Genomic DNA, 24,880 nt, shown 5'->3' on the forward strand with positions numbered 1-24,880 from the left:
CTGCCGGGACCCCCCACGTGTGCATGTCGTCACCTTTGCCGCTGCTGCTGTCGCTCCTGTCGTCACTGCCGGCCCCTCACCAGTTGATCGGGAGGTCGGCCGGGGCGCCGCCGGTCGGGGGCACGTCGAGCGTCTTCAGCGAGAACTCCATCACCTGCTTGAAGACCGGGCCGCACAGCTCGCCGCCGTAGTGGGCGCCAACCGGTCCCTGGATCACGCAGGAGACGGTGATCCGCGGCTTGTCGGCGGGCGCGAAGCCGATGAACGAGGCGGTGTAGCCGCTGTAGCCGTGGGCGGTGGCACGGTTGGCGGTGCCGGTCTTGCCCGCGACCAGGTAGCCGGGGATCTGCGCCATGGTGCCGGTCCCCTCCTCGCTGCCGACGACCGACTGCAGCATCTGCGCCACCGTCTTCGCCGTCTGCGCGCTGACCACGCGGGTGGTGGCCGGCGCGGGGGCGGGCGTGTAGACGCCGTCCGGTCCGGTGACGCCCTCGACCAGCGTCGGCGCGACCCGGACTCCGCCGTTGGCGATGGTCGAGTACACCGACGTGGTCTGCAGGGCGTTGACGGACAGGCCCTGGCCGAACGGGATGGTGTACTGCTGCGACGCGTTCCACTGGCCCGGCGGCGGCAGGATGCCCGGGGACTCGCCGGGGAAGTTCAGCCCGCTGGGCTGGCCGATGCCGAACTTGGTCAGGTAGTCGTAGAGGACCTGGTTGGCCTGCGTCTGGGTGCTGCCCAGGTGCTCGGCGGCCAGGATGGTCCCGATGTTGGAGCTCTGCGCCAGCACGCCGTTCAGCGTCAGCTGCTCGGTGCCGTGGGCCACGTCGTCGTGGAAGACCGTCCCGTCCCTGGGCAGCGCGCCCGGCACGGTGACATGGGTCTCCGGCGTCGCCACGTTCTGCTGGATCACCGCGGACATGGTCATCAGCTTGCTGACCGAGCCAGGCTCGTACGCGTCGCTGAGGGCGGTGTTGCCGATGGCGTTGGGGTCGGCGTGGGCCAGGTCGTTGGGGTTGAACGTCGGCGCGGTGGCCATGGCCAGGATCCGGCCGTTGGTGACGTCCTGGACGATGACGTAGCCACCGAGCGCGTGCGACTTCGCGACCTGGGCGGACAGCTGCTGCTGCGCCTCCCACTGGATGTCGCTGTTCAGCGTCAGCTTGACGTTCGAGCCGGGGATGGCCGCGGTCTCGTGCTGCCCCTCGGCAGTCGGCACCTCACGGCCGTTGGCCTGGGCGTAGACCTCGTTGCCGTCGGTGCCCCGCAGCTGCGACTGGAACTGCTCCTCCAGGCCGCCGGAGCCGACGCCCGCGGCGTTGACGAAGCCGATGACGTTGGCGGCGAGGTCGCCCTCCGGGTAGACGCGCTTGTCGTCGCGGGCGCGGAAGATCGACGCCAGCGGGTTGGCACAGGCGTCGTCGACCCGGCCGCTGTCCCCGGCCTTCTGGGCCAGCAGGTTCTCGGACAGGCAGTGCCCGGAGGAGGCGTTGTTCGCCAGCTGGTTCGAGAGGTTGGAGATCTGCGTCCAGACCTGCGGTGACTGCTGCCTGGCGATCAGCCGGTACATGTCCGTTGTCGGGTTCTTGGCCGTCAGCAGCGTCGTGAGCGTCGTCTGGTCCATGCCCAGGATCGGGGCGAGCAGCGCGGCGGCCGCCTGGGGGCCGTCCGTGGTGTGCAGCTGCTGGGGGGTGAGCATGGTCGGGTCGGCGGTGATGTCGTAGGCGGTGACGGTGGTCGCCAGGACGTTGCCGTTGGCGTCGGTGATGGTGCCGCGCTGCGCGGTCAGCGGGACGGTCACGTAGCGGTTGGCCGAGGCCTCGGCCGCCAGCGCGGTCGAGTCGAGGAACTGGAGCTGGACCAGCCGGCCCAGGAAGAGCGCGAAGACCGTCCCGAGCGCGATCAGCAGGAACCGCAGCCGCTTGCGCGGCTCGCCCAGCTGCAGCGTCGCCCCGGCGGGCCCGCGCGCACCACCACGCGGCGCGGGCGGACGCGGCACGGGGGGACGCGGACGTCCGCCGCCGCTGCCGGCGCTGCCACCGGCGGCGCCGCGTGCCTTCGGCACCGCGCCGCGCTGGGCGGTCGCCGGACGGCGGGCCGGGGCCGGACGGGCAGGGCGCACGGGGCGGGCGTCCCGGGCCGGACGCGGCGCGCGGTCGCGCGGGTCACGGTCGCGGTCGCGGTCGCGGGAGCTTCGGTCGCGAGGGTCACGAGGTTCGCGAGGAGGCTGAGGCATCGTCAGATCACTCCGTCAGTCGCCCGCGGGCGGGGTCGTGCGCGGGTGGGCGCTCGGCTTCGGCTTGACCGTCCCGGTGCCTGCACTGGCACTGTTCCTGGCCGCGTCGTGCGAGGTGGTCCGGGCGCCGGCGGAGGCCGCGGGCGAGCCCGACGGCGTCCCGGACGGCTTGGCCGACGCGGACGCTGACGCGGACGCAGAAGCCGTTGCCTGCGGCGTCGGCGACGGGGTCGGTGACGGCGGCGGGCCGACCAGCGGGGCCGGGGTGGAACCGAGGATCGTGCCGTTGTCGGCCAGGAACGCGGGGTCGCTGCCCGGCACCATGCCGAGGCCGCGGGCGCGCGCGGCCAGCGCCTCCGGTGCGGACCAGCCGTCGATCTGCTGCTGCAGCCCCTGCTGCTCGTTCTGCAGCGAGGTGGTGTGCTGCTGGAGCTGGGAGAGCGTGAACGACCCCTGGCTGACGGCGGTGTTGAGCATCAACAGCGCGATCAGACCGCCCGACAGCAGCAGTATCACCAGCAGCGCGAACGGACCGCGCCCGGCGCGGACGCTCCGGGATCGCGCCGTTCCCCTCCCGACTGCCACCTGCACGCACTCCCTCGACGCACTCGACTCTCATCCGGCAACGGCCGGTCCGATCACGACCCGACGCGTTCCCGGATTCTCTCCGCCCCCCGCAGCCGTGCGGGCGTGGCGCGCCGGTTCTCCGCGATCTCTTCCTCGGTCGGCAGCTCCGCGCCTCGCGTCAGCAGCTTGAACCGGGGCTGGTACTCCTCCGGGACGACCGGCAGTCCGGGCGGCGCGTTGGTCGCCGCCGCCTCCGCGAAGAACCCCTTCACCAGGCGGTCCTCCAACGAGTGGTAGGAGAGCACGGCCATCCGCCCGCCCACCGCCAAGGCGGCGAGCGCTCCCGGAATCGCGCGCTCCAGCACCGACAGCTCCCCGTTGACCTCGATCCGCAGGGCCTGGAAGGTGCGCTTGGCGGGGTTGCCGCCGGTCCGCCGCGTCGCCGCGGGAATCGAGTTGCGCACCAACTCCACCAGACGCGCGCTGGTGCTGAACGGTTCCTTCTCGCGCTCGCGCAGGATCGCCGAGGCGATCTTCCCGGCGAAGCGCTCCTCGCCGTAGACCTTGAGGATCCGGGCCAACTCGCCGTGCGTGTAGGTGTTGAGCACCTCCGCCGCGCTCATCCCGACGGTCTGGTCCATCCGCATGTCCAACGGCGCGTCCTGCGCGTAGGCGAAGCCGCGGTCGGCCTCGTCCAGCTGCATGCTGGAGACGCCGAGGTCGAAGAGCGCGCCGTGGATCTGCTCGATACCGAGCCGCTCCAGCACCTCGGGGATCTCGTCGTAGACGGCGTGGACCAGGGTGGCCCGGTCGCCGAAGGGCGCCAGCCGCTCGCCCGCCAGCCGCAGCGCGACCGGGTCGCGGTCGGTGGCCACCAGCCGGACCTCGGGGAACTCGCGGAGCAGCGCCTCGCTGTGGCCGCCCAGGCCAAGCGTCGCGTCTACCACGACCGCGCCAGGGGCGCGCAGCGCCGGGGCCAGCATCTCGAGGGTGCGCCGCAGCATCACCGGGACGTGCTTCGCGTTGTCCGCGGCGCTGCTCATCGGGGGGCCTCTCTGCAAAAAGCGCCCGCGCCTACTGGTCCCCGCCCGCTCGCCCGCGAGGGAAGAGCCGTCTGGCGCCGGGGAAGGGGCGTCAGCGGGCAGCAGCCACGTGCGGGTGTCGAGCGGGTGGAGGCCGGAGGGTGCGGGCCCTGATCAACGTACGGAGCGTCCCGTCCGACACTCCCTCGACGTGGCGTCACTCTACTCCACGGCGACCCCGGGTCAATCGAACGGCACGGCCGACACCCCGTCCGAGTGAACCGAGAAACCGCTGGTCAGGACCGCTGCCCCGGAAGGCCTGGGGCGCGCGCCACGCCGGGACACGCCCCCTGGCTCCGGCGGCGGGACCGGCCGCGGGACCGGCCGCGGGTCCGACGGCGCGTACGGGCCACGTCCGGACCCACGTCCGAGGCCGCATCCCGGCCTGGCCATACGATCTTTGTGGCAAATCACCGCATGTCAGCCAGTCGAGTGACGTAAACGCCCGGCGCAGGGAACAATGCCTCTCAAGCGCAAACGGGCGGACGCTACAAGGAGCAACCGGGTGACGACCTTCGACGAACGCAGCGGTGTCGACCAGCAGGGACAGCCGTCGCCCGGCGCTGCGCTCGCCGAGCTCGACGCCGTGGTCGGCCGGATCCGCGCCTCCGTGGAGAGCGTGCTGGAGGGCAAGCCCGAGGCGGTCCACCTCGCGCTGACCGTGCTGCTGGCCGAGGGCCACCTGCTGATCGAGGACGTGCCCGGCGTCGGCAAGACGATGCTGGCCAAGGCGCTGGCGCGGTCCATCGACTGCACGGTCCGCCGCATCCAGTTCACCCCCGACCTGCTGCCCTCGGACATCACCGGCACCAGCGTCTTCGAGCAGAACCGCCGCGAGTTCGAGTTCAAGCCCGGCGCGATCTTCGCTCAGATCGTGGTCGGCGACGAGATCAACCGCGCGTCGCCCAAGACCCAGTCCGCGCTGCTGGAGTCGATGGAGGAGGGCCAGGTCACCGTCGACGGCACCAGCTACCAGCTGCCCGCGCCGTTCATGGTGGTGGCCACCCAGAACCCGATCGAGATGGAGGGCACCTACCCCCTCCCCGAGGCCCAGCGCGACCGCTTCATGGCCCGGATCTCCCTCGGCTACCCCAGCCCCGACGCCGAGTTGAAGATGCTCGACGTCCACGGCAGCGTCTCGCCGCTGGCCGACCTGGAGCCCGTCGCGCACGCCGACGACGTGCTCAAGCTGATCAGAATCGTCCGCGGCGTCCACGTCGCCGACGAGCTGCGCCGCTACGCGGTGGCCCTGGTCGGCTCCACCCGGACCAGCCCGGAGCTGCGCCTCGGCGCCTCCCCCCGGGCCACGCTGCACCTGCTGCGCGCCGCCCGCGCCGCCGCGGCGCTCGACGGGCGCACCTACGTCATCCCCGACGACATCCAGCGTCTCGCCGTCCCGGTGCTGGCCCACCGGGTGCTGCCCACCGCCGAGACCCAGCTCGGCCGCCGTACGCCGGAGGACGTGGTCCAGGACCTCGTCCTGACGCAGCCGTTGCCGCAGTACTCGCGGGGGCGCTGACCGTGCCGGCGGCCGGTTCCCGAGCACCGAGAGGGCCGAGAAGTCCTGGAGAGCCCCAGAACAGCGACCCCCAGCAGGGCGGCACGGTCCGCCAGGCACTGAGCGGGCTGACCACGCGTGGCCGTTCGTTCCTCGCCGCCGGGCTGACCGCGATCGTCTGCGCCTACCTGCTGGGCGAGTTCGCGCTGATGCGGGTGGGCGTGCTGCTCGCGGTGCTGCCGCTGGTCAGCGTCGGCGCGCTGGTGCGCACCCGGTACCGGGTGGCCAGCGGACGGCGGCTGACGCCGGCGCGGATCCCGGCCGGGCAGGAGGCGCGGGTCCACCTGCGGGTCGACAACATCTCCCGGGTGCCGACCGGCCTGCTGCTATTGGAGGACCGGGTCCCCTACGTGCTGGGGCCGCGTCCGCGGTTCGCGCTCGACCGGGTCGAGCCGCGCGGCTTCCGCGAGGTCTCCTACCGGGTCCGCTCCGACCTGCGCGGACGCTATCCGCTCGGCCCGCTGCAGCTGCGGCTGGCGGACCCGTTCGGGCTGTGCGAGCTGACCCGCTCGTTCACCTCCCACGACCTCCTGACCGTGGTCCCGCAGGTGCAGGCGCTGACGCCGGTCAAGCTGACCGGCGAGTGGTCCGGCTTCGGCGACAGCCAGGCCCGCGCGGTCGCCCTCGCGGGCGAGGACGACGTGGTGCCGCGCGAGTACCGGCAGGGCGACGACCTGCGCCGGGTGCACTGGCGCTCCACCGCCAAGTACGGCGAGCTGATGGTCCGTCGCGAGGAGCAGCCGCTGCGGCACCACGCCACCGTGCTGCTGGACACCCGCCGGTCGGGGCATCGGGGTTCGGGCCCCGCCTCCTCCTTCGAGTGGGCGGTCAGCGCAGCCGCGTCGATCGCCCTCCACCTGCTGGAACGCGGCTACGAGGTACGGCTGCTGACCGACACGGGCGAGGCGGTCACCGCCGTCGGCGCGCTCACTGCGGGCGGCAGCGCGGCCGAGGCCGCCGGGCTGATGCTGGACCAGCTGGCAATGGTGGAGCTCTCCGACAGTGACGACCTGACCTCCGCCGAGGAGGTCCTGCGCGTGGGCGGCGAGGGCCTGCTGGTGGCCGTCCTGGGCGGGATGGACGACGAGCAGCTGGCCGAGCTCTCCCGGCTGCGCCGCCGGGCCGGCTCCGCGATCGCGCTGCTGCTGGACCCGGACAGCTGGAGCCTGCTCCGGGGCCTGGGCAACGGGTCGGGCAACGGGACCGGCAACGGCACGGGCCGCAACGGCACGTCGTCGAACGGCGGCTCCGCCAACGGCGGGCACAACGGCGCGCACAACGGCGGAGCGCACCGCCCCGGCGGTGCGCCGCGGGACAGCGCGGAACGGCGGCAGCGGCTGATGGGCGACGCCGGCTGGCGGGTCCTGCCCGCCCGCTCCGGCGACACGCTGCCCGAGCTGTGGCAGCTGCTGGGCCGCCCGGGCACGGGTTTCGGCGGCCGGGGCACCACCGCCGTGACGGCGAAGTCGGCGGCCGGCATCGTCCAGGGCGAGCCCACCCGCCGGACCGACGGGGGTGCGTGACATGTGTGTCGTGCGGGGCTTGTGTGACGTGCGGGGCTTGGGAGTCGGGGAAGTCGTGGGAGTCGTCGGATGAACACGCGCACACGGATCGCGCTCACCGCGGCGGCGGCCACGGTGCTCACCGCGCTCTGCCTCTTCCCCCTGGTCCAGCCGACCAGTTGGCTGGTCGAGGCGACGGCGATGCTGCTGGTGATCACCGGCGTCGGCGTGCTCACCCGCCGGTTCCCGCTGGCCCGCCCGCTCACCGTGCTGCTCCAACTGCTGGTCGCGGTGATGCTGCTGACGTTCTTCTTCGTCCGCGACTCCGCCGTGTTCGGGCTGCTGCCCGGTCCCGGGGCCTGGCGGGCGTTCGGCTCCGACCTGCAGTCCGGCTTCGACGACATGTCGCACTTCAGCACCCCGGCCCCGGACACGGTCGGGCTGCGGCTGCTGCTCACCATCGCGGTCCTCACCGTGGGCCTGCTGGTCGACGCGATGGCCGTCACCTACCAACGCGTCGCCCTGGCCGGGCTGCCGCTGCTGGCCCTCTACGCCGTCGGCACCGGCATCCACCCGCACGGGGCGCTCTGGTTCTGGTTCCTGGCCGCCACCTTCGGCTTCCTGATGCTGCTGCTGGCCGAGGGCCGGGACCGGGTCTCGCGCTGGGGACGGATCTTCCACGGCGCCTCGGCCACCGCCGTCGCCGACAGCACCAACCCGGTCAACGCCACCGGCCTGCGGATCGCCTCGCTGGCGGCGGTCGGCGCGCTGATCGTCCCGGTGCTGCTGCCGTCCGTGGGCAGCGGCGTGGTCGCCGACCTCGGCGGTGGCGGCGGTTCCGGCACCGGGAACGGCGTGATCACCGCCGTCGACCCGATGGCCTCGCTGGCGCAGAGCCTCAACCAGACCAGCGCGGTCCCGGTGCTCTCCTACCGGACCACCGCCTCCGACCCGGCCGACCAGTACCTGCGCATCGTCGACCTGGACGTCTTCAACGGCGTCGCCTGGACCACCAGCACCCACCGCGCCGTGCCGCTGCCCGACCCGCTGGGCGTCCCCACCGAGCTCTCCGGCGGTATCCAGCAGCAGACGGTGGAGACGGAGGTGACCACCCAGCCCGGCTACGTCCAGCAGTGGCTGCCGATGCCGTACCCGGCGGTCAACGTCCAGGTGGTGGGCGACTGGCGGTGGGAGCCCGAGGGCCGGACGGTGATCGGCGGCACCGACGCGCAGAACGCGGGCGGGCTCGACTACACCGTCACCAGCCTGTCTCTGCACCCCACCCAGGACCAGCTGCGCAACGCCGGGCCGCCCCCGGCGGACATCGCGCGCACCTATCTCACGCTGCCCTCCAACCTGCCCGCCGTGGTCGGCCAGGACGCTCGCGCGGTCACCGCCAACGCGCCCACCGCCTTCGACAAGGCCCTGGCGCTGCAGGACTGGTTCGCCCACTCCGGCGGGTTCACGTACAACACCAACGTCCCGGTCAGCAACACGTCCAACGCGCTGGCCGACTTCCTCAAGAACAAGCAGGGCTTCTGCGTCCACTTCGCCTCCACCATGGCGGCGATGGCCCGCCTGCTCGGCATCCCGGCGCGGGTCGCCGTCGGCTTCACCCCCGGCACCGAACAGGCCGACGGTTCCTGGCTGGTGACCACCAAGAACGCGCACGCCTGGCCGGAGCTCTACTTCACCGGCGTGGGCTGGGTGCGCTTCGAGCCGACGCCGTCCATCGGCTTCGAGCCGAGCTTCGGCGCCTCGACCACCCAGCCGGCACCCGGCCCGTCGTCCTCCGCGCAGCCCACCGCCGGCGCCGGTCCGACGGCGGGCACGCACAACCAGGGCTGCCCGATCCAGGCGCGCCGCGAGGGCCTGTGCTCGGCGGCCACCACCCCCGGCGGGTCGGTCAGCACCGGCTCGTCGGCCGCCGGTTCGCTGCGGCTGGCGGTCTGGGCGCTGGCCGGGTTGGTAGTGCTCCTGCTGCTGGTGCCGATGGTCTGGCGCTGGCGGTCCCGACGCGTCCGACTGGCCCGTGGGCCCGGCGGGCTGACCGAGCAGCAGGTGCTGGACGCCTGGCACGAGATGCTGGACACCGCCTGGGACCTGGGCATTCCCCCGGACCACGCGGAGACGCCACGGCGCACGGCCGAGCGGATCAGCGCGCTCGGCGAGCTGGGCCCCGAGCCGAGCGCCGCGGCGGGCCGACTCGCCCTCGCCACCGAGCAGGTGCTCTACGCGCCCGTGGTGACCGTGCCGCTCCAGCTGCGGCAGGACGTCCGCTCGGTCCGGCAGGGCCTCTCCGCCCGCGTCGACCGACGCACCCGGCTCCGCGCGGTGCTGCTGCCGCCGTCCTCGTCCCGGCTCTACCGCGACCTGCCGCGCCGCGTCTCCGCCGAGGTACGGCGAAGGGCCGCAGCCCTGTGGAGCAGGCTGCGGCCCGGTGGCTCGCGCTGATCGGCTGACCCTCGGTCAGCTCGCGGGCAGGTAGACGATGCCGAGCTTGTCCAGCTGCCAGAGCTGGGTGTCGGCGCCGGTGTCCGGCTGGAGCGTGGTGATCGGGTTGCCGGAGCTGTCGACCGCGGCGCTGGTGCCGAGCGTCGCCACCATGTTCGTGTCGGCCGAGTCGGCGATCTTGTAGTAGCCGTTCCCGGCCGGCTCGAAGACCCAGTGCTGGTTGGCGTTGCCGTTGCAGCCCCACTGCTCCAGCTGCGTGCCCGCCGCCGTGCTGCCGCCGGTGGCGTCCAGGCACATGTTGCGGTTGCCGCTGAAGTCCAGCTCGTAGCTGCCACCGGACTTGATCTCGAAGACGAAGGACTGGTTCAACCCGCCGTCCGCGCCGTAGGTGATGGCCGGGCGGCCGTTGGTGGCGTCGCCGTAGCTGCCGCCACCGGAGAAGTCGAGGACGTTGCCGCTCGACTTGTTGGTCAGCTGGAACCAGGACCCGTCCGTCGGCACGTCCCTGAAGGTCGGATCACCGGCTGTCAACGGCATGATCGTGGTGCCGTCCTGCGGGTCCAGGGTGCAGTAGGCCTCCTGCTGCGTCGGGGCGTTGTAGAAGTCCCCGAGGCAGGCGCCCTCGGCCTTGTAGCCGGCGACGCGCGGGTGGTACGACTGCCGGACCTCGTCGGTGCAGAGGCCGAGCACGCCGATCGACTGGTCACACCCGTTGCGGGTCAGCTCGCTGGTGTCGATCACGTCGCCGTTGATGTACTCGTACGGCGACGAGGTGAACTCCGCGCAGACCTCGTGGCCGTAGGAGACCCGGCGCATGTCCAGGAACCGGACCCCGGGAACCGCCTCGGCGGCGGCCCGCTCGGTGTCGTCCAGCTGCGGGACCACCCAGTTGTGCGCCCAGGCGGCGTCCTCGGGGAAGCCGGGGCAGCCGTCGGCGACCTTGCCCGCGTAGGAGTTGTCGCGGATGTCCGGCGTGATCGGCGTGAAGTACGACTGCAGCACCAGCTGGTACGAGCTGTCCGCGTATCCGGCGTTGCGCATGGTCTGGCGGACGTCGGTGAGCGCCGCCTCGATCTTCGGCAGGTCCGCCTTGGCGCGGGCGGTGATCGCCGCGCTGCCGATGGTCTGCCGGCAGCCCTGGGACTGCGGAACCGGGAAGTACGCGGTCAGGCAGCTGACGACGATGCCGGTGAAGTCGAAGTCGTCGTTGGCGCCGATGGTCACCACGACCATCTTGACGTCGTAGTTGGCGGCGGTCTGCGCCAGCTGGGCGTCCTGCTTGGGCTCGCCGTAGTCGCCGCTGCCCGGACCGGTGATCTTGGCCAGGGTCGGGTCGGAGGTCAGGTCCCCGGTCTGCGCCCCGGAACAGGCGAGGTCGATCGGGGTGACGCCGGTGACGCCGGTGTCGAAGATCGTCGACTCGTCGTGCCGGTGACAGAAGTCCTTGGGCCCGTCGGTGCCCGCCATGTAGCCGTCGCTGGTGTCGGTCCCGGCGCCTTCACCGGAGATCGCGCTGTCGCCCAGGGAGACGATGGCGGCGGGTTTGGCGGCCTGTCCGGCAGCCGGTCCGGTGGCCGCGGCGGCGGTCTGTGCCGTGGCGGTGCCGAGTGCGCCGACAAGGGCGGTGACGGCGAGTGCCGCGAGGGCGGCCCGGGGTTTGCGCAGGGCTGTTCTGACTGTTCTGGTCACACAGTGCTCCTGAGGGTGGACGGGGGGTGCCCGATCGTCCCTCAGGGTAGGTACCCCCAGGTAACATAACAAGAGTGGTGCTCATGTTTTCTGCGGCGAACACAACAAGACCCTGTTGACCTGGCGATCTCCACACGCCAAACACGACCGACCACGACGATGCGCGTCGCCGGGCACGTCAAAGGGCCCCGACCCGAAGGTCGAGGCCCTGACGAAAGAGTGTGACGAAAGACGTTTCTGCGGCGGCTCAGAACCCGCCGCGCTGCTGCTCCTGACGGCGCTGCCAGCGCTGCTCCATCCGGTCGACGATGCTGCCGCCACCGCCGCCGCGCTTCTTACGGCGCACCGGCCGCCCGGTCCGCGGGTCCACGGCCGCGAGCCGCGGAATGCGGCGCCAGGCGGTGACCGCGAAGACCGCGCCCGCCAGCATCAGCACAAAACCGACGACGCTCACCCACTGCTGGTGCACGAAGAGGCCACCCATCAACAGGCCCACGCCGACCACGAAGCCTGCGACGGACGCGTAAACGGCGCGACGGGTCCGCGTGCGCAAGCCACTACCCTCGAGCGCCGTCGCGAACTTCGGGTCCTCGGCGTACAGCGCTCGCTCCATCTGCTCAAGCAGTCGCTGCTCGTGCTCCGAGAGCGGCACGTCGTCCTCCTCCTCTGGCCGCCGACGGCGCAAGCGCGCCGACCGGTTGACCACCCCACCGCACGGCTCGGTTTCTCTTGATCCCGCTGTGATGCGTGTATGCCCCGGGTGGGCGGCCGTCATGCTTGCTGCCTTTACCCGAATCATACGGTTCACCGTGGGTTTTTGGAGTGCCGTGCCGCATGTGCGGTACCTCTCTCCGGACACGCCGGAACGCCTCGGTGTGCCCTGTGAACGGGCGACACCAGTGAGAAGTTTCCGGCGTCAGGAAGTCCCCTTTCCGGCGTCCCCGCCCGGCTCCTTACCGACTTCTCTGCCCGGCTCCCTGGCCACTTCTCTGCCCGGCTCCAGCAGGCTCGCCGGACCGACCGAGGCCGTGCCGAACTTCGCCCGCACCCGGTCGACCGTCCGCTCCAGTTCGGACCAGCCGTGCTCACGCTCCCCCAGCGCCATCTGCTGCGGCCGGGCTCCCTGGCCCAGCCCCTCGACGCGCAGCCCGATCAACCGGATCCGGGCCCGGGCCAGGCCCATCCCGTCGAAGACCTGGACCGCCGTCGCGTAGAGGTCGTGCGCCAGGTCCACCGGCTCGGGCAGGGTCCGCGACCGAGTGACCGTGCGCAGGTCCGCGAAGCGCACCTTGACGGTGACCGTCCGCCCCGCGACTCCGGCGGCACGCAGCCGCGCGGCCGCGGACTCGGCCAGCCGCAGCAGCGTGGTCCGGATCAGCTCGTGCTCCGCCGAGACGTCGGCCGGGAAGGTCCGCTCCCCGCCCAGACTCCGCTCCGCGCGCTGCGGCACCACCGGCCTCAGGTCCTCACCCCGCGCGAACCGCGCCAACTGCTCTCCGGCGGCGGCGCCGACGATCCGCCGCAGCGTGTCCGGCGGCGTGGCCGCGAGGTCCGCGACGGTGGTCAGCCCGAACCGCGTCAGCGCGGCGGTGGTGCTGGGCCCGACGCCGGGCAGGCGCGTCGCAGGCAGCGGCAGCAGGAACCCCGGCACCTCGGCGGGCGTCACCACCAGCAGTCCGTCGGGCTTGGCCGCGACCGAGGCCAGCTTGGCGATCAGCTTGTTCGGCCCGACGCCGACGGAGAGCGCGAGGCGCTGCTCCTGCCACACCCGCTCCCGCAGCAGTTCCGCGAGGACCCGCGGCCGGAACGGCACCCCCGCGAGGTCGAGGTACGCCTCGTCCAGGGAGGCGGGTTCCACCTTGCGGGAGAACGAGGAGAGGACGGCCATGACATTGGCCGAGACGACGGCGTACTCGTCCATGTCCGGCGCGACCACGACCAACTCCGGACACACCCGCCGCGCCCGCACGACGGGTTGCCCCGACTCCACGCCCGAGGCTCGCGCCTCGTACGACGCCGACATCACCACGCCCCGTGGGCCGGTGGCCCCCACCGCGACCGGCCTCCCGGCCAGCCCGGGACGACGCCGCTGCTCGACCGCGGCGTAGAAGGCGTCCAGATCCGCGTGCAGAATCACCGCGAGCCGCCTGTTGCAACCCCCAGGGGGGGGGGGGGGGGGGGGGGGGGCCCCGCCCCCCCCCCCCCCCGCCCCTGGGTAGTGCAACCACCTGCGGGAGCGCACGTACTGGCCTCTCGGGCGTCAGCCCAGCTCCGCCAGGACGTGCAGCTGCGTGGCCACCGCGTGGAACGACGGGTCCGCCGAGGCCGCCTGCTCCAGGGCGAGGAGAGCGTCGTGCGCCCCCGGTTCCGTGTCGACCAAGACACCCGGCACCAGGTCCGCGAAGATCCGCACGCCGTGCACGGAGCGCACGCGCAGTCCCGCGCCGCGCGCCAGGGCGTCCAGCTCGTCGCTGGTGAAGCGCCGGGAGTCCGGCTTCTCGACGCCGGAAAGCGTCGCGCGGGCCTCGGCGAAGTGGCCGGAGAGGGCGCGGGCAAGGACCGCGCCGTTGCGGTTGGCAGCGAGGAGGCTGACCAGGCCGCCGTCGCGCAGGACCGCGGTGAGCTCGCGCAGCGACTCCGCCGGGTCGTCGACGACCTCGAGGACGCCGTGGCAGAGGACCGCGTCCATGCTGGCCGGCTCGACCTGCTGGGCCAAAGTGCTCGTGTCACCCTGTATCGCCCGGACCTGGCCAGTGACCCCGGCCTCCGCCGCGCGGCGTTCGAGGGCGAAGAGGGCGTCGGGGCTGGGGTCGACGACGGTGACCCGGTGGCCGAGGCTCGCGACGGGCACGGCGAAGTTGCCGGTGCCGCCGCCGGTGTCGAGGACGTCGAGGACCGGGCGGCCCAGCGACTCGGCCTTGCGGTCCAGCGCCGTACGCAGGACCTCCCACACCACGGCGGTCCGAAGGGCGCTGCGGGGACGCGTGTACACGGTTGGGCTCCTCGGTTCGGCTGCGAGGTCTCGGCGATGGCGGCAACGAGGGTGGCAGCCATGGCCGGACAGCCCCACCCTATTGCCTTCCGCCGCTGCTCGGCGCTCATCCCGGGCTCCCCGGGCTGGTGTGCCACAGCTTGCGCGGGGCCTCCGCCGCGGGGACGCCGGGCGGCTTGAGATCGGCGTAGGGGGACATCCGGAACCCGCTCGGGTGCAGCATCACCCGACGCGGTGGAGCGGCCTCCAGCTCGGGGCGGGCGGCCAGCACCTCGCGGACCGCGTCCAGGCCCGCCTCGCGCCACAGTTCGTGCAGGGCGGTCAGCTCCCACGCGGCGGTGGCGGTGAGCGAGACGCCGCGCGGGCCGGTGCGGCGGATCACGCCGCGGACCAGCAGCAGCCAGGAGTGGAACACCGTGGAGGCGTAGTGCTGCTGGGCGTCCTCGAACATGGCGAAGTCCAGCGGGCCGGTGGCGTCGTCGAGCGTGGCGAAGACGACCCGGACGCCGGTCCGCACCGGTGGGGTCTGGGTGGCCACCTTGACCCCGGCGATCAGGATCTCGCTGCGGTTGCGCTGCGTCAGCAGGTCGCGCGAGCGGACCGTGCCGAGCTCGTCGAGGAACCGCAGGTACGGGCTGAGCAGATGGGCGCTGTGGTCCAGGCCGAGCGCCTCGATCTCGCCGTGGATCAGCTCGGAGTCGGTCGGCGCGGGCAGCGCGGTCGGCCGGGCGGTGGTGTCCCCGGCGGTCTCCGCCAGCGCGTCGGCCAGCTCCAGCTGGGACGGGCCGGGGCGGCGCGGGCCCTTGGGCTTGGGGTCGGTGGCCGCGTGGAGCAGCAGGTCACGCCGGGTCAGCCCGGGGTGGAGCGCGTCCAGCGCGCCGGCCAGGACCAGGTTTTCCAGCGTCGGTTGTGAGGGCTCGGCGCGGCGACGGAAGTCGGCCAGGGAGGCGTAGGGCGCGCCCTCGCGCTCGCGGACGATCCGCTCCAGCTCGGCGTCGCTGATGCCCTTGACGTCGGCCAGCCCGATCCGCAGGGCGTCACCTTCGCCGGGGGTCTGCTCGCTCGTGACGCGCTCGACCGTGACGCGCTCGACCGTGTAGGAGGCCACGGAGTCGTTGACGCTGGGCGGCAGCACGGTGACGCCGAACTGGCGGGCGTCGTCGAGGATCAGCCGCTTCGGGTACATGCCGGGGTCGTGGGTGAGCAACCCGGCGTAGAAGGCGGCTGGGTGATGGGCCTTCAGCCAGGCGGACTGGTAGGTGGGCAGCGCGAAGGCGCCCGCGTGGGCCTTGCAGAAGCCGAAGGAGGCGAAGGCCTTGAGGATCTCCCAGACCCGCTCGACGACCGGCCGCGGATAGCCGCGGTGGTCGGCGGCCACGCAGAACCAGTCGCCGATCGCCTGCTGGCCCTTGATGCTGCCGAGCAGCCGTCGGGACTGGTCGGCGCGGTCGAACCCGCAGCCGGTCATCTGCGCGATGATCCGGATGACCTGCTCGTGGAAGACCACCACGCCCTCGGTCTCGGCCAGGATCCCGCGCAGGTCGTCGTGGACGAAGACCGGATCGGCCCAGCCGTGGCGGGCGTTGAGGAAGGGGGTGACCATGTCGCTCTTGACCGGGCCGGGACGGAACAGCGAGATGTCGATGATCAGGTCGCCGAAGGTCTCCGGCGCGAACTTGCCGATCAGCTCGCGCTGGCCGGGCGACTCGATCTGGAAGCAGCCGAGGGTGCGGGTGGAGCGGATCAGCTCGAAGGTGTCCGGGTCGTCCAGCGGTACTGCGTCCAGGTCGATCCGCTCGCCGCCCACCCGCACGGTCTCCGTCACGGCGTGCGCCATCGCGGACTGCATCCGCACGCCCAGGACGTCCAGTTTGAGCAGGCCGATCGCCTCCACGTCGTCCTTGTCGAACTGGCTCATCGGGTAGCGCTGGGCGGAGAGTTCGACCGGCGTGCGGTCGCGCAGGGTGCGGTCGGAGAGGAGCACGCCGCTGGGGTGCAGGGCGATGTGGCGGGGCAGGCCGTCCAGCTTCTCGACGATGTCGAAGAGGACCGCGAAGATGCCCTCCTCCAGCCGGGAGTGGCGCAGTTCGGGCAGGTCCCGCAGGGCCGCGCGGGCGTCGCGGGCGCGGATGTGCGGGAAGGCCTTGGCCACCGCGTCGATCTCCTGCGGCGGCAGGCCGAGGGCCGCGCCCGCGTCGCGGACGGCGTGGCGGACCCGGTAGGTCTCCAGCATCGCCACACAGAGCGTCCGGTCGGAGCCGAAGCGATCGAGGATCAGGTCGTAGACCTCGGTGCGGCGGGCGGACTCGACGTCGAGGTCGATGTCGGGCAGGGAGGTGCGCTTGGCGGAGAGGAAACGCTCCATCAGCAGGCCGTGCGCCATCGGGTCGACGCCGGAGATGCCCAGCAGGTGGTTGACCAGACTGCCCGCGCCGGAGCCACGGGCCGCACAGCGGATGCCCGCGGCGCGGGTCAGGTCGACGACCTCGGCGACGGTGAGGAAGTACGGCTCGTAACCGAGGCCCTTGATCAGCGTCAGCTCGCTCTCCAGCCGCTCGGTGATCCGCTCGTGGGTCCTCCCGCTCGGGCTGCCGTAGCGGCGGGGGATGCCCGCCTCGCAGCGCTGCCGCAGCTCGCGTACCGCGCCCGCGCGGGTGGTGCCGAGGACGCCCGCCTCGGGCATGTGCATCGAGCCGAGGCCGATGTCGACGTGCGGGTCGAGCGCGCACAGCTCGGCGATCCGGCGGGTCTGCGCCAGCAGCGCGCGCACCTCGGAGGCGGTCCCGCACAGGTCGTGGGCGAGGGCGGCCATCTCCGGACCGGTCTTCAGGTACCCCTCGGCGTTGACCCGGTCCCGGGAGCGCAGCTCCAGCGGGACCAGGCGGCGGGCGGCGTCCAGCACGTCCGCGACCGGTGCGTCCTCCGGCACCGGGTAGCGGACCGCGTTGGTCAGCACGGCGGGCACGCCCACCTCGTGGGCCAGGCGCAGCAGCCGCTGCGCCGCCGCGCGGGAGGTGGGGTGGCCGGGCGGTGCGAGGTGGTGCACCACCTCGACCACCACGGCGTCCCCGCACGCCGCGCGCCAGCGCTGCAGCTCGGTCTTGGCCTCGGCGGTCCGCCCGGCCGCGGCAGCCCGCCCGACCACGGACTCCGCGCCGAGCAGCACGAACACGCCGTCCCCCGCGCGGGCCACCAGCTCGGGGTCGACCACCGGACGACCGCGACGCTCCATGTCGTCCCCGTGTGCGGCGCTGACGAGCCGACAGAGCGCGGCCCACCCCGCCCGACGCCCGCGGGCCAGCACCACGACCCGCGGCGGACGCGCCGCGTCGGCGGCGGCCCGGTCCAGCTCGGCCCCGCCGGGGCCCTCGGTACGGCCGGCCACGCGACCTGCCGCTCGCCCCGTCGCTCGCCCCGTCACCCGACCTGTCACGCGGGCGTCCGTGCGCGGGTCGGCGCAGGCCAGGTCGGCGCCGACGATCGGCCGGATGCCGTGCTCGGCGCAGGCCTGGGCGAAGCGGACCGCACCGTAGAGGCCGTCCCGATCGGTGAGCCCGAGCGCGCCCATGCCCAGCTCGGCCGCGCGTTCGACCAGGGCGGCGGGCGTGGCGGTGCCGTAGCGCAGCGAGTAGCTGGAGGCCGTGTGCAGATGCACGAAGGAGTCCGTGGGGCTCATGTGCTGCGACTCCTCTGGCGTGTCAGGTATGTCAGGCGTTGTGGGCCCCTCCCGATCCCGCCGATCGACGGCCGGCGTCAGCCGACGTCAGCCGGTGCGGGGCATCCCCTCCTCTCCCCCGAGGTCTCCGAGACCCCCGGAGCCCCCGAGGCCCCGCAGGTGCGGCTCCCGTGCGGCGGGGACCGCACCGCGGGCGATCAACCGCTGCACCATCCGCAGGAAGAGCGCGGTGTTGCGGACCAGGTCGTCCGCGTCGCGGGCGCTGGCCGCCGAGGCGATCCCGGCCTCGGCGGCAGCGCGCTTGGAAGCGCCGGCGGCGTAGTAGAGCGCCCACTCCGTGAGCTCCGGCGCGACCTCGGGCAGGACCTCCCAGGCGCTGCGGATCCGCTTGCGCTTGCGCGCGTTCTCCTCCGGCTGCCCGCGCAGGGCGAGCACGGCCGCGGCGGCGCGCAGCGCGGCGAGATGCGTGAGGGCGTAGCGCTCCAACGGCCCCTGGAGCTCCCGCGCCTCGGCGAGCCCGCGCTGCGCCTGGGTCAGCAGGTCCACCGCGGCGGGCGGGGCGCCCGCCCGGCGCAGCACCGGATGGACGTCCTCCGGCCGGTGGTAGGGCATGCCCGATCCCGTGACGGGGCCGGGCAGTGGCAACTGCAGCACCCGCGCCCGCGCTTGGGCCCGCGCGCTTCCGTCCGTGCTGCTGTCGAAGTCTCCGGTGTCCCTCATGACGTACGCCCTCCCGTTCAGTCCGTCGTACTGGTGAGGGTCCAGCGGTCGGCGCTGCGGTCGAAGCTGAGGTCGTAGACGCCGGGGGCGAAGCAGCGGCCGGGGCTGGCCTCGACCCGCCACACCTCCCGCTCGGTCCGGTCCAGCGGCCGGGCGGCTGCCGTCCCCGCAGAGCCGGAGGCGGAGGCGTGGACGGCAGGGAACGAGGCCGTGCGGGCCTCCTCCCACCACGCGCCGCTCTCCTTCCAGTGCCCCAGCACCTCGCGTACCGCGTACACCTTGTCGCGCCAGAGGAAGTGCGTGGGCAGCCCCGTACCGCCGCGCACCTCGACCAGGTCCGCACGCTTTCTGCTCACCGCGCTGCCTCCTTCGCCATCCATGTTCGAACTTTCGTTCGAACATCTCCAGAGTAACCCGCCGGACCGGAGCCGCGTCAACGCCGAATCGCCCATGCGACCGACCACACGGCCCCTCCATTCGCCATGCTCCTCCGCACCACTGACAAAGCCGTGGGGGGGGGGCCCCCCCGGGGCCCCCCCCCCCGCGGGGGGGAGCCACGCCCCCGGGGCCCGCCCCCCCCTCCCCCCCGCCCCCCCCCCCCCCCCCCCCGCGGGGGGGGGGCCCCCCCCCCGGGCCCCCCCCCCCACGGCGGAGAGAAGCATCGCCGCTGGTCAGCGACGTGACGCGGCGATGCGAGGATCAGTCCTCGGCCGGGACGAGCGCGGCGGCCTCGGCCCAGGCGTGGTTCGGAGTGAGGTAGCCCACCAGGGCCAGACCCGCCTCGGCGAGGACCTGTTCGAACGCCGCGTCCGGCAGGTGCCGGGTGCGGAAGAACTGGGTCCACTGCGCGTCGTCGAAGATGTAGTCGACCTGGTTGGCGCGCAGCCCCGGGGCGATCTCCTCGGAGGCGATCCGGATGGTCCCCGTGCCCCTCATCGGCGACTCGCGCGGCAGGTCGTCGTAGAAGCCCTCCGCCTCGCGCTGGATCAGGATCACGCCGCCGTCGGCGACGTGCCGACCGCAGGTCGCCAGCAGCCCGGCGCGGACCTCCTCGTCGCCGGTGTTGACCAGGAAGGAGCTGAGCAGCACCAGGTCGAAGCGCTCGTCGAGCTCCAGGTGTTCGATCGAGGCGTGCACCGTGCGCGCGCCGCGCACGCGCTCCAGCATCTCCGCCGACTCGTCCACGGCCGTGACCGCGAAGCCCCTGGCGACCAGCGGATGCGTCACCCGCCCCACGCCGCAGCCCAGTTCGAGGATGCTGCCGCCCTCCGGCGTCCGGGAGGCGATGACATCCGGCTCGTCACCCACGAGAAGCCGCTCGTACAGCTCCACCGCGCACCCGTCCGGCGTGATCGCCCCCGGTCCCGTCCCGCTGTGCCCGTCCCGCGTCGTTCGTGTCGTTCGCATGAGGAACAGTCAACATCGGCAGGAAGAGCTGCACCAGAGGTCCGATCGCCACGGCGTAGGCGACGGTGCCGAGCCCGACCTGCCCGCCCATCAGCCAGCCGACCAGCAGGACCGTCACCTCGATGCTGGTCCGCACCAGCCGGATCGAGCGGCCGCTGCGCCTGACGTACCCGGTCATCAGCCCGTCGCGCGGGCCGGGGCCGAACCGCGCGCCGATGTAGAGCCCTCCGGCGAGCCCGTTGAGCACGATGCCCGCCGCCAGCACCGCGAACCGCAGCGGCAGCCCGTGCAGCGCCGGCAGCAGCCGCAGGCCCTCGTCGACGGAGAGGCCGATGACGAAGACGTTGCTGATGGTGCCCAGCCCCGGTCTCTGCCGCAGCGGGATCCAGAGCAGCAGCACCGCCGCGCCCACGATCATCGTGATGGTGCCGAACGAGAGCGGGACATGCCGACTGATGCCCTGGTGGAACACGTCCCACGGGTCCAGTCCGAGCGAAGCCCTGATCTGCATCGCCATGCTGAAGCCGTAGAGCGCAAGGCCGACGTAGAGCTGGACGAGGCGGCGGGTCAGCAGCACCGGGAATCCCTCCTTGAAGCGTGAACACAGGACCGCGTGCGCTGGTGCGCGCTCGTGCGCGCTTCCCTCCGGAAACGCTTGAAATTGGTCGGCCGTAGGACCACCCTGGAGCCGATTGGCCCTCCTTTTCCATGGCCAATTTCAGAAAGGTGGCTTTTCGTGGCTCCCTCATCACGCGCCGCCGTCGGCGCGGCACGGCTCGAACGCGCACTGGGCGACTGGCAGCGGCCCGGCCAGGGCCCCGCCTACCGGGCGCTGGCGGGCGGCCTGCGCACCCTGGTGCTGGACGGTCGGGTGCCGGTCGAGGCGCGGCTGCCCGCGGAGCGGGAGCTCTCCGCCGCGCTCGGCGTCAGCCGGACCACGGTCACCGCCGCCTTCGAGCTGCTGCGGGACGAGGGGTTCCTCGCCAGCCGCCGGGGCGCGGGCAGTTGGACCGCGTTGCCGCCCGGCCGGACCGTGCACGGCGCGGGCCTCTCGCCGCTCCCGGCGGATCTCGCCGACAGCGTGATCGACCTCGGCATCGCCGCCCCCTCCGCGCCCGAGCCGTTCCTCTCCGAGGCGATGGCCGCGGCCCTGACCCAACTCCCCCAGTACACCGACACCCACGGCGACTTCCCGCTCGGGATCCATGTGCTGCGACATGCCGTCGCCGACCGTTTCACCGCGCGTGGGCTGCCCACCGATCCCGAGCAGATCATGATCACGACGGGCGCGGCGGGCGGCTTCTCACTGCTGCTGCGTCACCTGCTCGCCCCGGCCGAGCGGGTGGCCGTCGAGTCGCCCAGCTACGCCAACTCCCTGCAGGCGCTGCGCTTCGCGGGCAGCAGGGTGGTGCCGGTCGCCCTGCACCCAGGCAGCGAGGCCACGGACGGCGGGAACGTCGGCAGTGGGAATGCCGACGGCGCGAACATCGGCGGCTGGGACGTGGACGGCTGGTCCCGCACCCTGCGCGACGCCGCGCCCCGGCTCGGCTACCTGATCCCTGACTTCCACAACCCGACCGGCATGCTGATGTCCGAGGACGAACGCCGGGCGCTGGTCGCGGCGGCTCGGCGCACCGGGACGACGCTGATCGCCGACGAGACCATGGCTGAACTCTCCCTGGAGCCGGACCTGGTGATGCCGCCTCCGCTGGCCGCGTTCGACCCCGGCGGCGGCACGGTGATCACACTCGGCTCGACCGGCAAGACCTTCTGGGGCGGCCTGCGGATCGGCTGGATCCGGGCCTCGCCCGACCTCGTCCGCCGGCTTCGGGCGGACCGGTCCAGTCTGGACGTCAGCTCCCCGGTCCTGGAGCAGCTGGCCGTGGCCCACCTGCTCTCCCCGGAGGTGCTGCCGCAGGTCCTGGCCCACCAGCGCCACCGGATCCGCGTGCAACGGGACGCGCTGGTCTCCGCGCTGCGCACCGCGCTCCCCGACTGGACCTTCCGCACGCCGCTGGGCGGGCTCTCGCTCTGGGTCCACACCCCGGACGGCGTCTCCGGCAGCGTGCTGGCGACGACGGCCGAGCGGTTCGGCGTCTGGGTCGGCTCGGGACCGCGCTTCGGGGTGGACGGAGTGCTGGAACGCTTCGTCCGGCTTCCCTACGCACACCCCGCCGAGGTCCTCGGTGAGGCGGTACGCCGTCTCGCGGCGGCGAGCGCGACCCTGACCGGACCGCACCGCCCGGAACCGGGCCGTGCCGAACCGGGCACCATGGCCCGCACCAGCGAGATCGCCCTGCTCTGACGAACACTGACGGCCAGTCAGACCCATGCGGCCACCAGAAACAGGCGCAGCAGAAAACAGGAGAGCGGCGTTCACATGCCGGCGACTCTCGTCCGCCGGCGCATGAACGCCGCTTTTCCCCCGTTCCCCCCTGCTCCCCCCGGTTCCCCCTGTTTCCCCCGCTATCCCCCGAATCCCGGAGCTCCCCCGAACCCCAGGATTCCCCCCGTCCCCTGTGCTCCCCCGGGCCCGGCACCTGCTCCGCCGCCCCGTGTCGGCGGTGCAGTGCCTGGCCCCCCGGTGGCCCGGGCTTCCGCCCGGCCCTTCCCGGTGCCCACTACTTTGCCGTCGATGCAGGTCGGGAACCATCCGCGTGGGTACTCAACCCGTTCGGACGAGTGTCTGAGTAGAACTACTCAGGGATCATCGGTGCTTCCACCAGGTCACCCCGAGTAGTGGGGGCCACTAGCCTGGTGCCCCACGCGTCTCACACGCGTCACCGCGCCACACCATCCACACCACGGGGGACCATCCATGGGACTGCTGCCACTGATCTTCACCAGCGGCTGGGCCAGCGGCATCAACGCCTACGCCGTGGTCCTGGTCATGGGGCTGTTCGGCCGCTACGACCATATGACCGTGGTGCCGCCGGGCCTGGAGCGGACCGACGTGCTGGTGATCGCGGGCGTCCTCTTCGTGATCGAGGCCGTCGCCGACAAGATCCCCTACGTGGACTCGGCCTGGGACCTCGTCCACACCGTGATCCGCCCGATCGCCGGAGGCGTCGTCGCGGCGCTGATCGCGGGCCACGCCCACGACTCGCTGACCACGCTCGGTGCCGCCGCGGTCGGCGGCGGCACCGCGCTGGTCAGTCACCTGGTCAAGACCGGCGTGCGGATGGGCGTGAACACCTCCCCCGAGCCGTTCAGCAACATCGTGATCAGCATGGTCGAGGACCTGGCCGTCGCCGGGCTCGTCGTCCTGGCGCTGTTCCACCCGGTCCCGGCCGCGATCATCGCCGGGGTGCTGCTGGCCGGGGGCGTGCTGCTGGTGCTGTTCACCATCTCGCGGATCCGTAAGTTCCTGCGCCGCCGCAAGGAGCGCCGCGCGGCGCGGGCGGGTCTGCGTCCGCAGCACGACCTCGTCGGCTGACCGTCCGCCGCCCCGCCGGGCGGCCTCAGACGCCGGCTCAGTCGAAGACGACCGGCTGCTGCGGCACCTGAGGCTGCCCCGACGGGCGGACCAACTTCGGGGCGACCACCCCGGCCAGGACCACGAAGGCGACCAGCACCAGCGCCGCCGAGCAGGTCATCGCGATGGACACGCCGTGGGCGAGCGTCGCGTGCGCACCGGCAGCACCCGGGCCGCCGACGGGGTGCCGCAGCGCGGCGGTGAAGGCGGTGGTGCCGATGGCGGTGCCGACCGCGCCGCCCACCTGCTGCATGGTCTGCAGCGTCCCGGACGCGGCACCGGACTCCTCCGGCCGGACGCTCTGGAGGATGGTCACGCTCAGCGGGACCATGGTGAACCCGGCGCCGAAGCCGAAGAGCAGCATCGAGGGCAGGATCCCCGAGGCGTACGCGGTGTGCGCGTTGATCCGGGTGAGCAGCGCCAGCCCGGAGAGCAGCAGCAGCGGTGCGGCCAGCAGGAACGGACGCGCGCCCAGGCGCGGCACCAGCCTCGGCGCCAGCCGGGCGCCGACGAAGATCGGCACGGCCAGCGGCAGGAAGGCGAAGCCCGCCTTGATCGGCGAGAGGCCGAGACCGTTCTGCAGGTACTGCGTGATGAAGAAGAACATCCCGAACATCGCCGCGGCGATCAGGCCCAGCGCCCCGTACGCTCCGGCCCGGACGCGGTCGGTCAGCAGCGAGAGCGGCAGCAGCGGCTGCGCGACCTTCCGCTCGACCAGCACGAACACGGTCAGCAGCACCACGGCCGCGCCGAAGCAGCCGAGGGTCAGCGGCGTGGTCCAACCGCCCGTGGCGGCGCGGATGAAGCCGTAGACCAGCGCGACCATCCCGGCCGTCGCGGTCGCCGCACCGCCCAGGTCGAGCCGTCCGCCGTGACGCGGCGGCTCCTGGATCACGCGCGGCGCAAGGAGGGTGACGATCAGTCCGAAGGGGACGTTGATGAACATCACCCAGCGCCAGGAGAACCAGGAGGTCAGGATTCCGCCCAGGATCAGCCCGACGGTCGCGCCGCCCGCCGACATCGCGGAGAAGAGCCCGATGGCGCGGGCCCGCTCGTTCGGGTCCCGGAAGGTGCTGACGATCAGCGCCAGCGTGCTGGGCGCGGCGACCGCGGCGCCGACGCCCTGGGCGAGCCGGGAGGCGAGCAGCTCGGTCGGGTTGGTGGCGAGCCCGCCCAGCAGCGAGGCCAGCGTGAACAGCGCGATCCCGTAGGCAAGCAGCCGCCGCCTGCCGAAGATGTCACCGGCCCGGCCGCCGAGCAGCAGCAGTCCGCCGAAGGCCAGCAGGTAGATGTTCATCACCCAGCTGAGCCCGGCCGAGGAGAAGCCGAGCGTGTGCTGGATGCCCGGCAGGGCTATGGACACCACGGTGGCGTCGAGGATCACCATCAACTGGCAGGCCAGGATGACCGCCAGCGCGAGGCGGTGGCGTGACTGACCTGGTGGCTCCACCGGTGCTGTTCGTTCTCTCGCTGGAGAGGTGATGATGGCTGTGGAGGACGAGGAAGAAGACGACGAAGAAGA

General features: G+C 72.9%; 18 protein-coding genes. 5 read left to right on the plus strand and 13 right to left on the minus strand.

The features are described 5' to 3' along the window. Positions 1-76 precede the first annotated feature (76 nt). From I2501_RS23495 to rsmH, 3 genes are read right to left on the minus strand one after another with little or no spacing between them, the layout of a single operon-like run. On the minus strand, positions 77-2,236 hold the full coding sequence (locus I2501_RS23495) for a peptidoglycan D,D-transpeptidase FtsI family protein (RefSeq protein WP_196196154.1): 2,160 nt from the start codon (positions 2,234-2,236) through the stop codon (positions 77-79). 15 nt (positions 2,237-2,251) lie between these two features. Further along, positions 2,252-2,821, minus strand: a complete 570-nt coding sequence (locus I2501_RS23500) for a septum formation initiator (RefSeq protein ID WP_196196155.1) — start codon at positions 2,819-2,821, stop codon at positions 2,252-2,254. A gap of 53 nt (positions 2,822-2,874) precedes the next feature. After that, positions 2,875-3,846 (minus strand): 16S rRNA (cytosine(1402)-N(4))-methyltransferase RsmH, encoded by a 972-nt coding sequence (gene rsmH, locus I2501_RS23505; RefSeq protein WP_196196156.1) that lies wholly within the window; start codon positions 3,844-3,846, stop codon positions 2,875-2,877. Between the two features lie 544 nt (positions 3,847-4,390). Between rsmH and I2501_RS23510 the strand changes: the two genes are divergently transcribed. The 3 genes from I2501_RS23510 (at position 4,391) to I2501_RS23520 (ending at position 9,399) form a co-directional block, all read left to right on the plus strand. Next, on the plus strand, positions 4,391-5,404 hold the full coding sequence (locus tag I2501_RS23510; RefSeq protein WP_328806562.1) for an AAA family ATPase: 1,014 nt from the start codon (positions 4,391-4,393) through the stop codon (positions 5,402-5,404). 2 nt (positions 5,405-5,406) lie between these two features. Then, complete coding sequence (locus I2501_RS23515) at positions 5,407-6,966, plus strand: DUF58 domain-containing protein (RefSeq protein WP_196196158.1); 1,560 nt, start codon at positions 5,407-5,409, stop codon at positions 6,964-6,966. Between the two features lie 69 nt (positions 6,967-7,035). Beyond that, on the plus strand, positions 7,036-9,399 hold the full coding sequence (locus I2501_RS23520; protein ID WP_196196159.1) for a transglutaminase TgpA family protein: 2,364 nt from the start codon (positions 7,036-7,038) through the stop codon (positions 9,397-9,399). A 15-nt stretch (positions 9,400-9,414) separates the two neighbouring features. Here I2501_RS23520 and I2501_RS23525 read toward each other — a convergent pair whose 3' ends face one another. From I2501_RS23525 to yczE, 9 genes are all read right to left on the minus strand, one after another. Further along, a complete protein-coding gene (locus I2501_RS23525; protein WP_328806563.1) occupies positions 9,415-11,088 on the minus strand; it encodes an RICIN domain-containing protein in 1,674 nt (557 codons plus the stop codon). Positions 11,089-11,335: 247 nt separating this feature from the next. Next, positions 11,336-11,740, minus strand: a complete 405-nt coding sequence (locus I2501_RS23530) for a DUF3040 domain-containing protein (RefSeq protein ID WP_196196160.1) — start codon at positions 11,738-11,740, stop codon at positions 11,336-11,338. A 264-nt stretch (positions 11,741-12,004) separates the two neighbouring features. Next, positions 12,005-13,225, minus strand: coding sequence for a DNA polymerase IV (gene dinB, locus I2501_RS23535; RefSeq protein WP_196196161.1), 1,221 nt, complete (start codon positions 13,223-13,225; stop codon positions 12,005-12,007). 123 nt (positions 13,226-13,348) lie between these two features. Beyond that, positions 13,349-14,080 carry a methyltransferase domain-containing protein gene (locus tag I2501_RS23540; protein ID WP_328806564.1) on the minus strand — a complete coding sequence of 244 codons (732 nt, stop codon included), beginning with the start codon at positions 14,078-14,080 and terminating at the stop codon, positions 13,349-13,351. 106 nt (positions 14,081-14,186) lie between these two features. Continuing rightward, entirely contained in the window at positions 14,187-17,756 is a 3,570-nt protein-coding gene (locus tag I2501_RS23545) for a DNA polymerase III subunit alpha (protein ID WP_196196162.1), read from the minus strand. Positions 17,757-17,843: 87 nt separating this feature from the next. Then, complete coding sequence (locus I2501_RS23550; RefSeq protein WP_408022772.1) at positions 17,844-18,476, minus strand: SAV_6107 family HEPN domain-containing protein; 633 nt, start codon at positions 18,474-18,476, stop codon at positions 17,844-17,846. A gap of 17 nt (positions 18,477-18,493) precedes the next feature. Continuing rightward, entirely contained in the window at positions 18,494-18,832 is a 339-nt protein-coding gene (locus I2501_RS23555) for a DUF6504 family protein (RefSeq protein WP_196196163.1), read from the minus strand. Positions 18,833-19,175: 343 nt separating this feature from the next. Continuing rightward, positions 19,176-19,883, minus strand: coding sequence for a class I SAM-dependent methyltransferase (locus tag I2501_RS23560; RefSeq protein WP_196196164.1), 708 nt, complete (start codon positions 19,881-19,883; stop codon positions 19,176-19,178). Next, the gene (gene yczE / locus I2501_RS23565; RefSeq protein WP_456243084.1) at positions 19,777-20,460 is read right to left on the minus strand and encodes a membrane protein YczE; all 684 of its coding nucleotides are present in this window, start codon (positions 20,458-20,460) and stop codon (positions 19,777-19,779) included. Before yczE ends, I2501_RS23560 begins: the two co-directional genes overlap by 107 nt. Positions 20,461-20,619: 159 nt before the next feature. Between yczE and yczR the strand changes: the two genes are divergently transcribed. Both yczR and I2501_RS23575 read left to right on the plus strand, forming a co-directional pair. Then, positions 20,620-22,188, plus strand: a complete 1,569-nt coding sequence (gene yczR / locus I2501_RS23570) for a MocR-like transcription factor YczR (protein ID WP_328806566.1) — start codon at positions 20,620-20,622, stop codon at positions 22,186-22,188. A 513-nt stretch (positions 22,189-22,701) separates the two neighbouring features. Then, positions 22,702-23,319 carry a DUF4126 domain-containing protein gene (locus I2501_RS23575; RefSeq protein ID WP_196196165.1) on the plus strand — a complete coding sequence of 206 codons (618 nt, stop codon included), beginning with the start codon at positions 22,702-22,704 and terminating at the stop codon, positions 23,317-23,319. 37 nt (positions 23,320-23,356) lie between these two features. Here I2501_RS23575 and I2501_RS23580 read toward each other — a convergent pair whose 3' ends face one another. After that, positions 23,357-24,808 (minus strand): MFS transporter, encoded by a 1,452-nt coding sequence (locus tag I2501_RS23580; protein WP_196196166.1) that lies wholly within the window; start codon positions 24,806-24,808, stop codon positions 23,357-23,359. Between the last annotated feature and the right edge of the window lie 72 nt (positions 24,809-24,880).

It is taken from the genome of Streptacidiphilus fuscans (genome assembly GCF_015690355.1).
In the GTDB taxonomy this organism is placed as follows: domain Bacteria; phylum Actinomycetota; class Actinomycetes; order Streptomycetales; family Streptomycetaceae; genus Streptacidiphilus; species Streptacidiphilus fuscans.

What these genes read in the sequence shown, in the direction of transcription:
- I2501_RS23495 (WP_196196154.1), bottom strand. Translation starts at nt 2,236, where the DNA reads ATGCCTCAGCCTCCTCGCGAACCTCGTGACCCTCGCGACCGAAGCTCC.
- rsmH (WP_196196156.1), bottom strand. Translation starts at nt 3,846, where the DNA reads ATGAGCAGCGCCGCGGACAACGCGAAGCACGTCCCGGTGATGCTGCGG.
- I2501_RS23520 (WP_196196159.1), top strand. Translation starts at nt 7,036, where the DNA reads ATGAACACGCGCACACGGATCGCGCTCACCGCGGCGGCGGCCACGGTG.
- I2501_RS23545 (WP_196196162.1), bottom strand. Translation starts at nt 17,756, where the DNA reads ATGAGCCCCACGGACTCCTTCGTGCATCTGCACACGGCCTCCAGCTAC.
- I2501_RS23550 (WP_408022772.1), bottom strand. Translation starts at nt 18,476, where the DNA reads ATGAGGGACACCGGAGACTTCGACAGCAGCACGGACGGAAGCGCGCGG.
- I2501_RS23560 (WP_196196164.1), bottom strand. Translation starts at nt 19,883, where the DNA reads ATGCGAACGACACGAACGACGCGGGACGGGCACAGCGGGACGGGACCG.
- I2501_RS23575 (WP_196196165.1), top strand. Translation starts at nt 22,702, where the DNA reads ATGGGACTGCTGCCACTGATCTTCACCAGCGGCTGGGCCAGCGGCATC.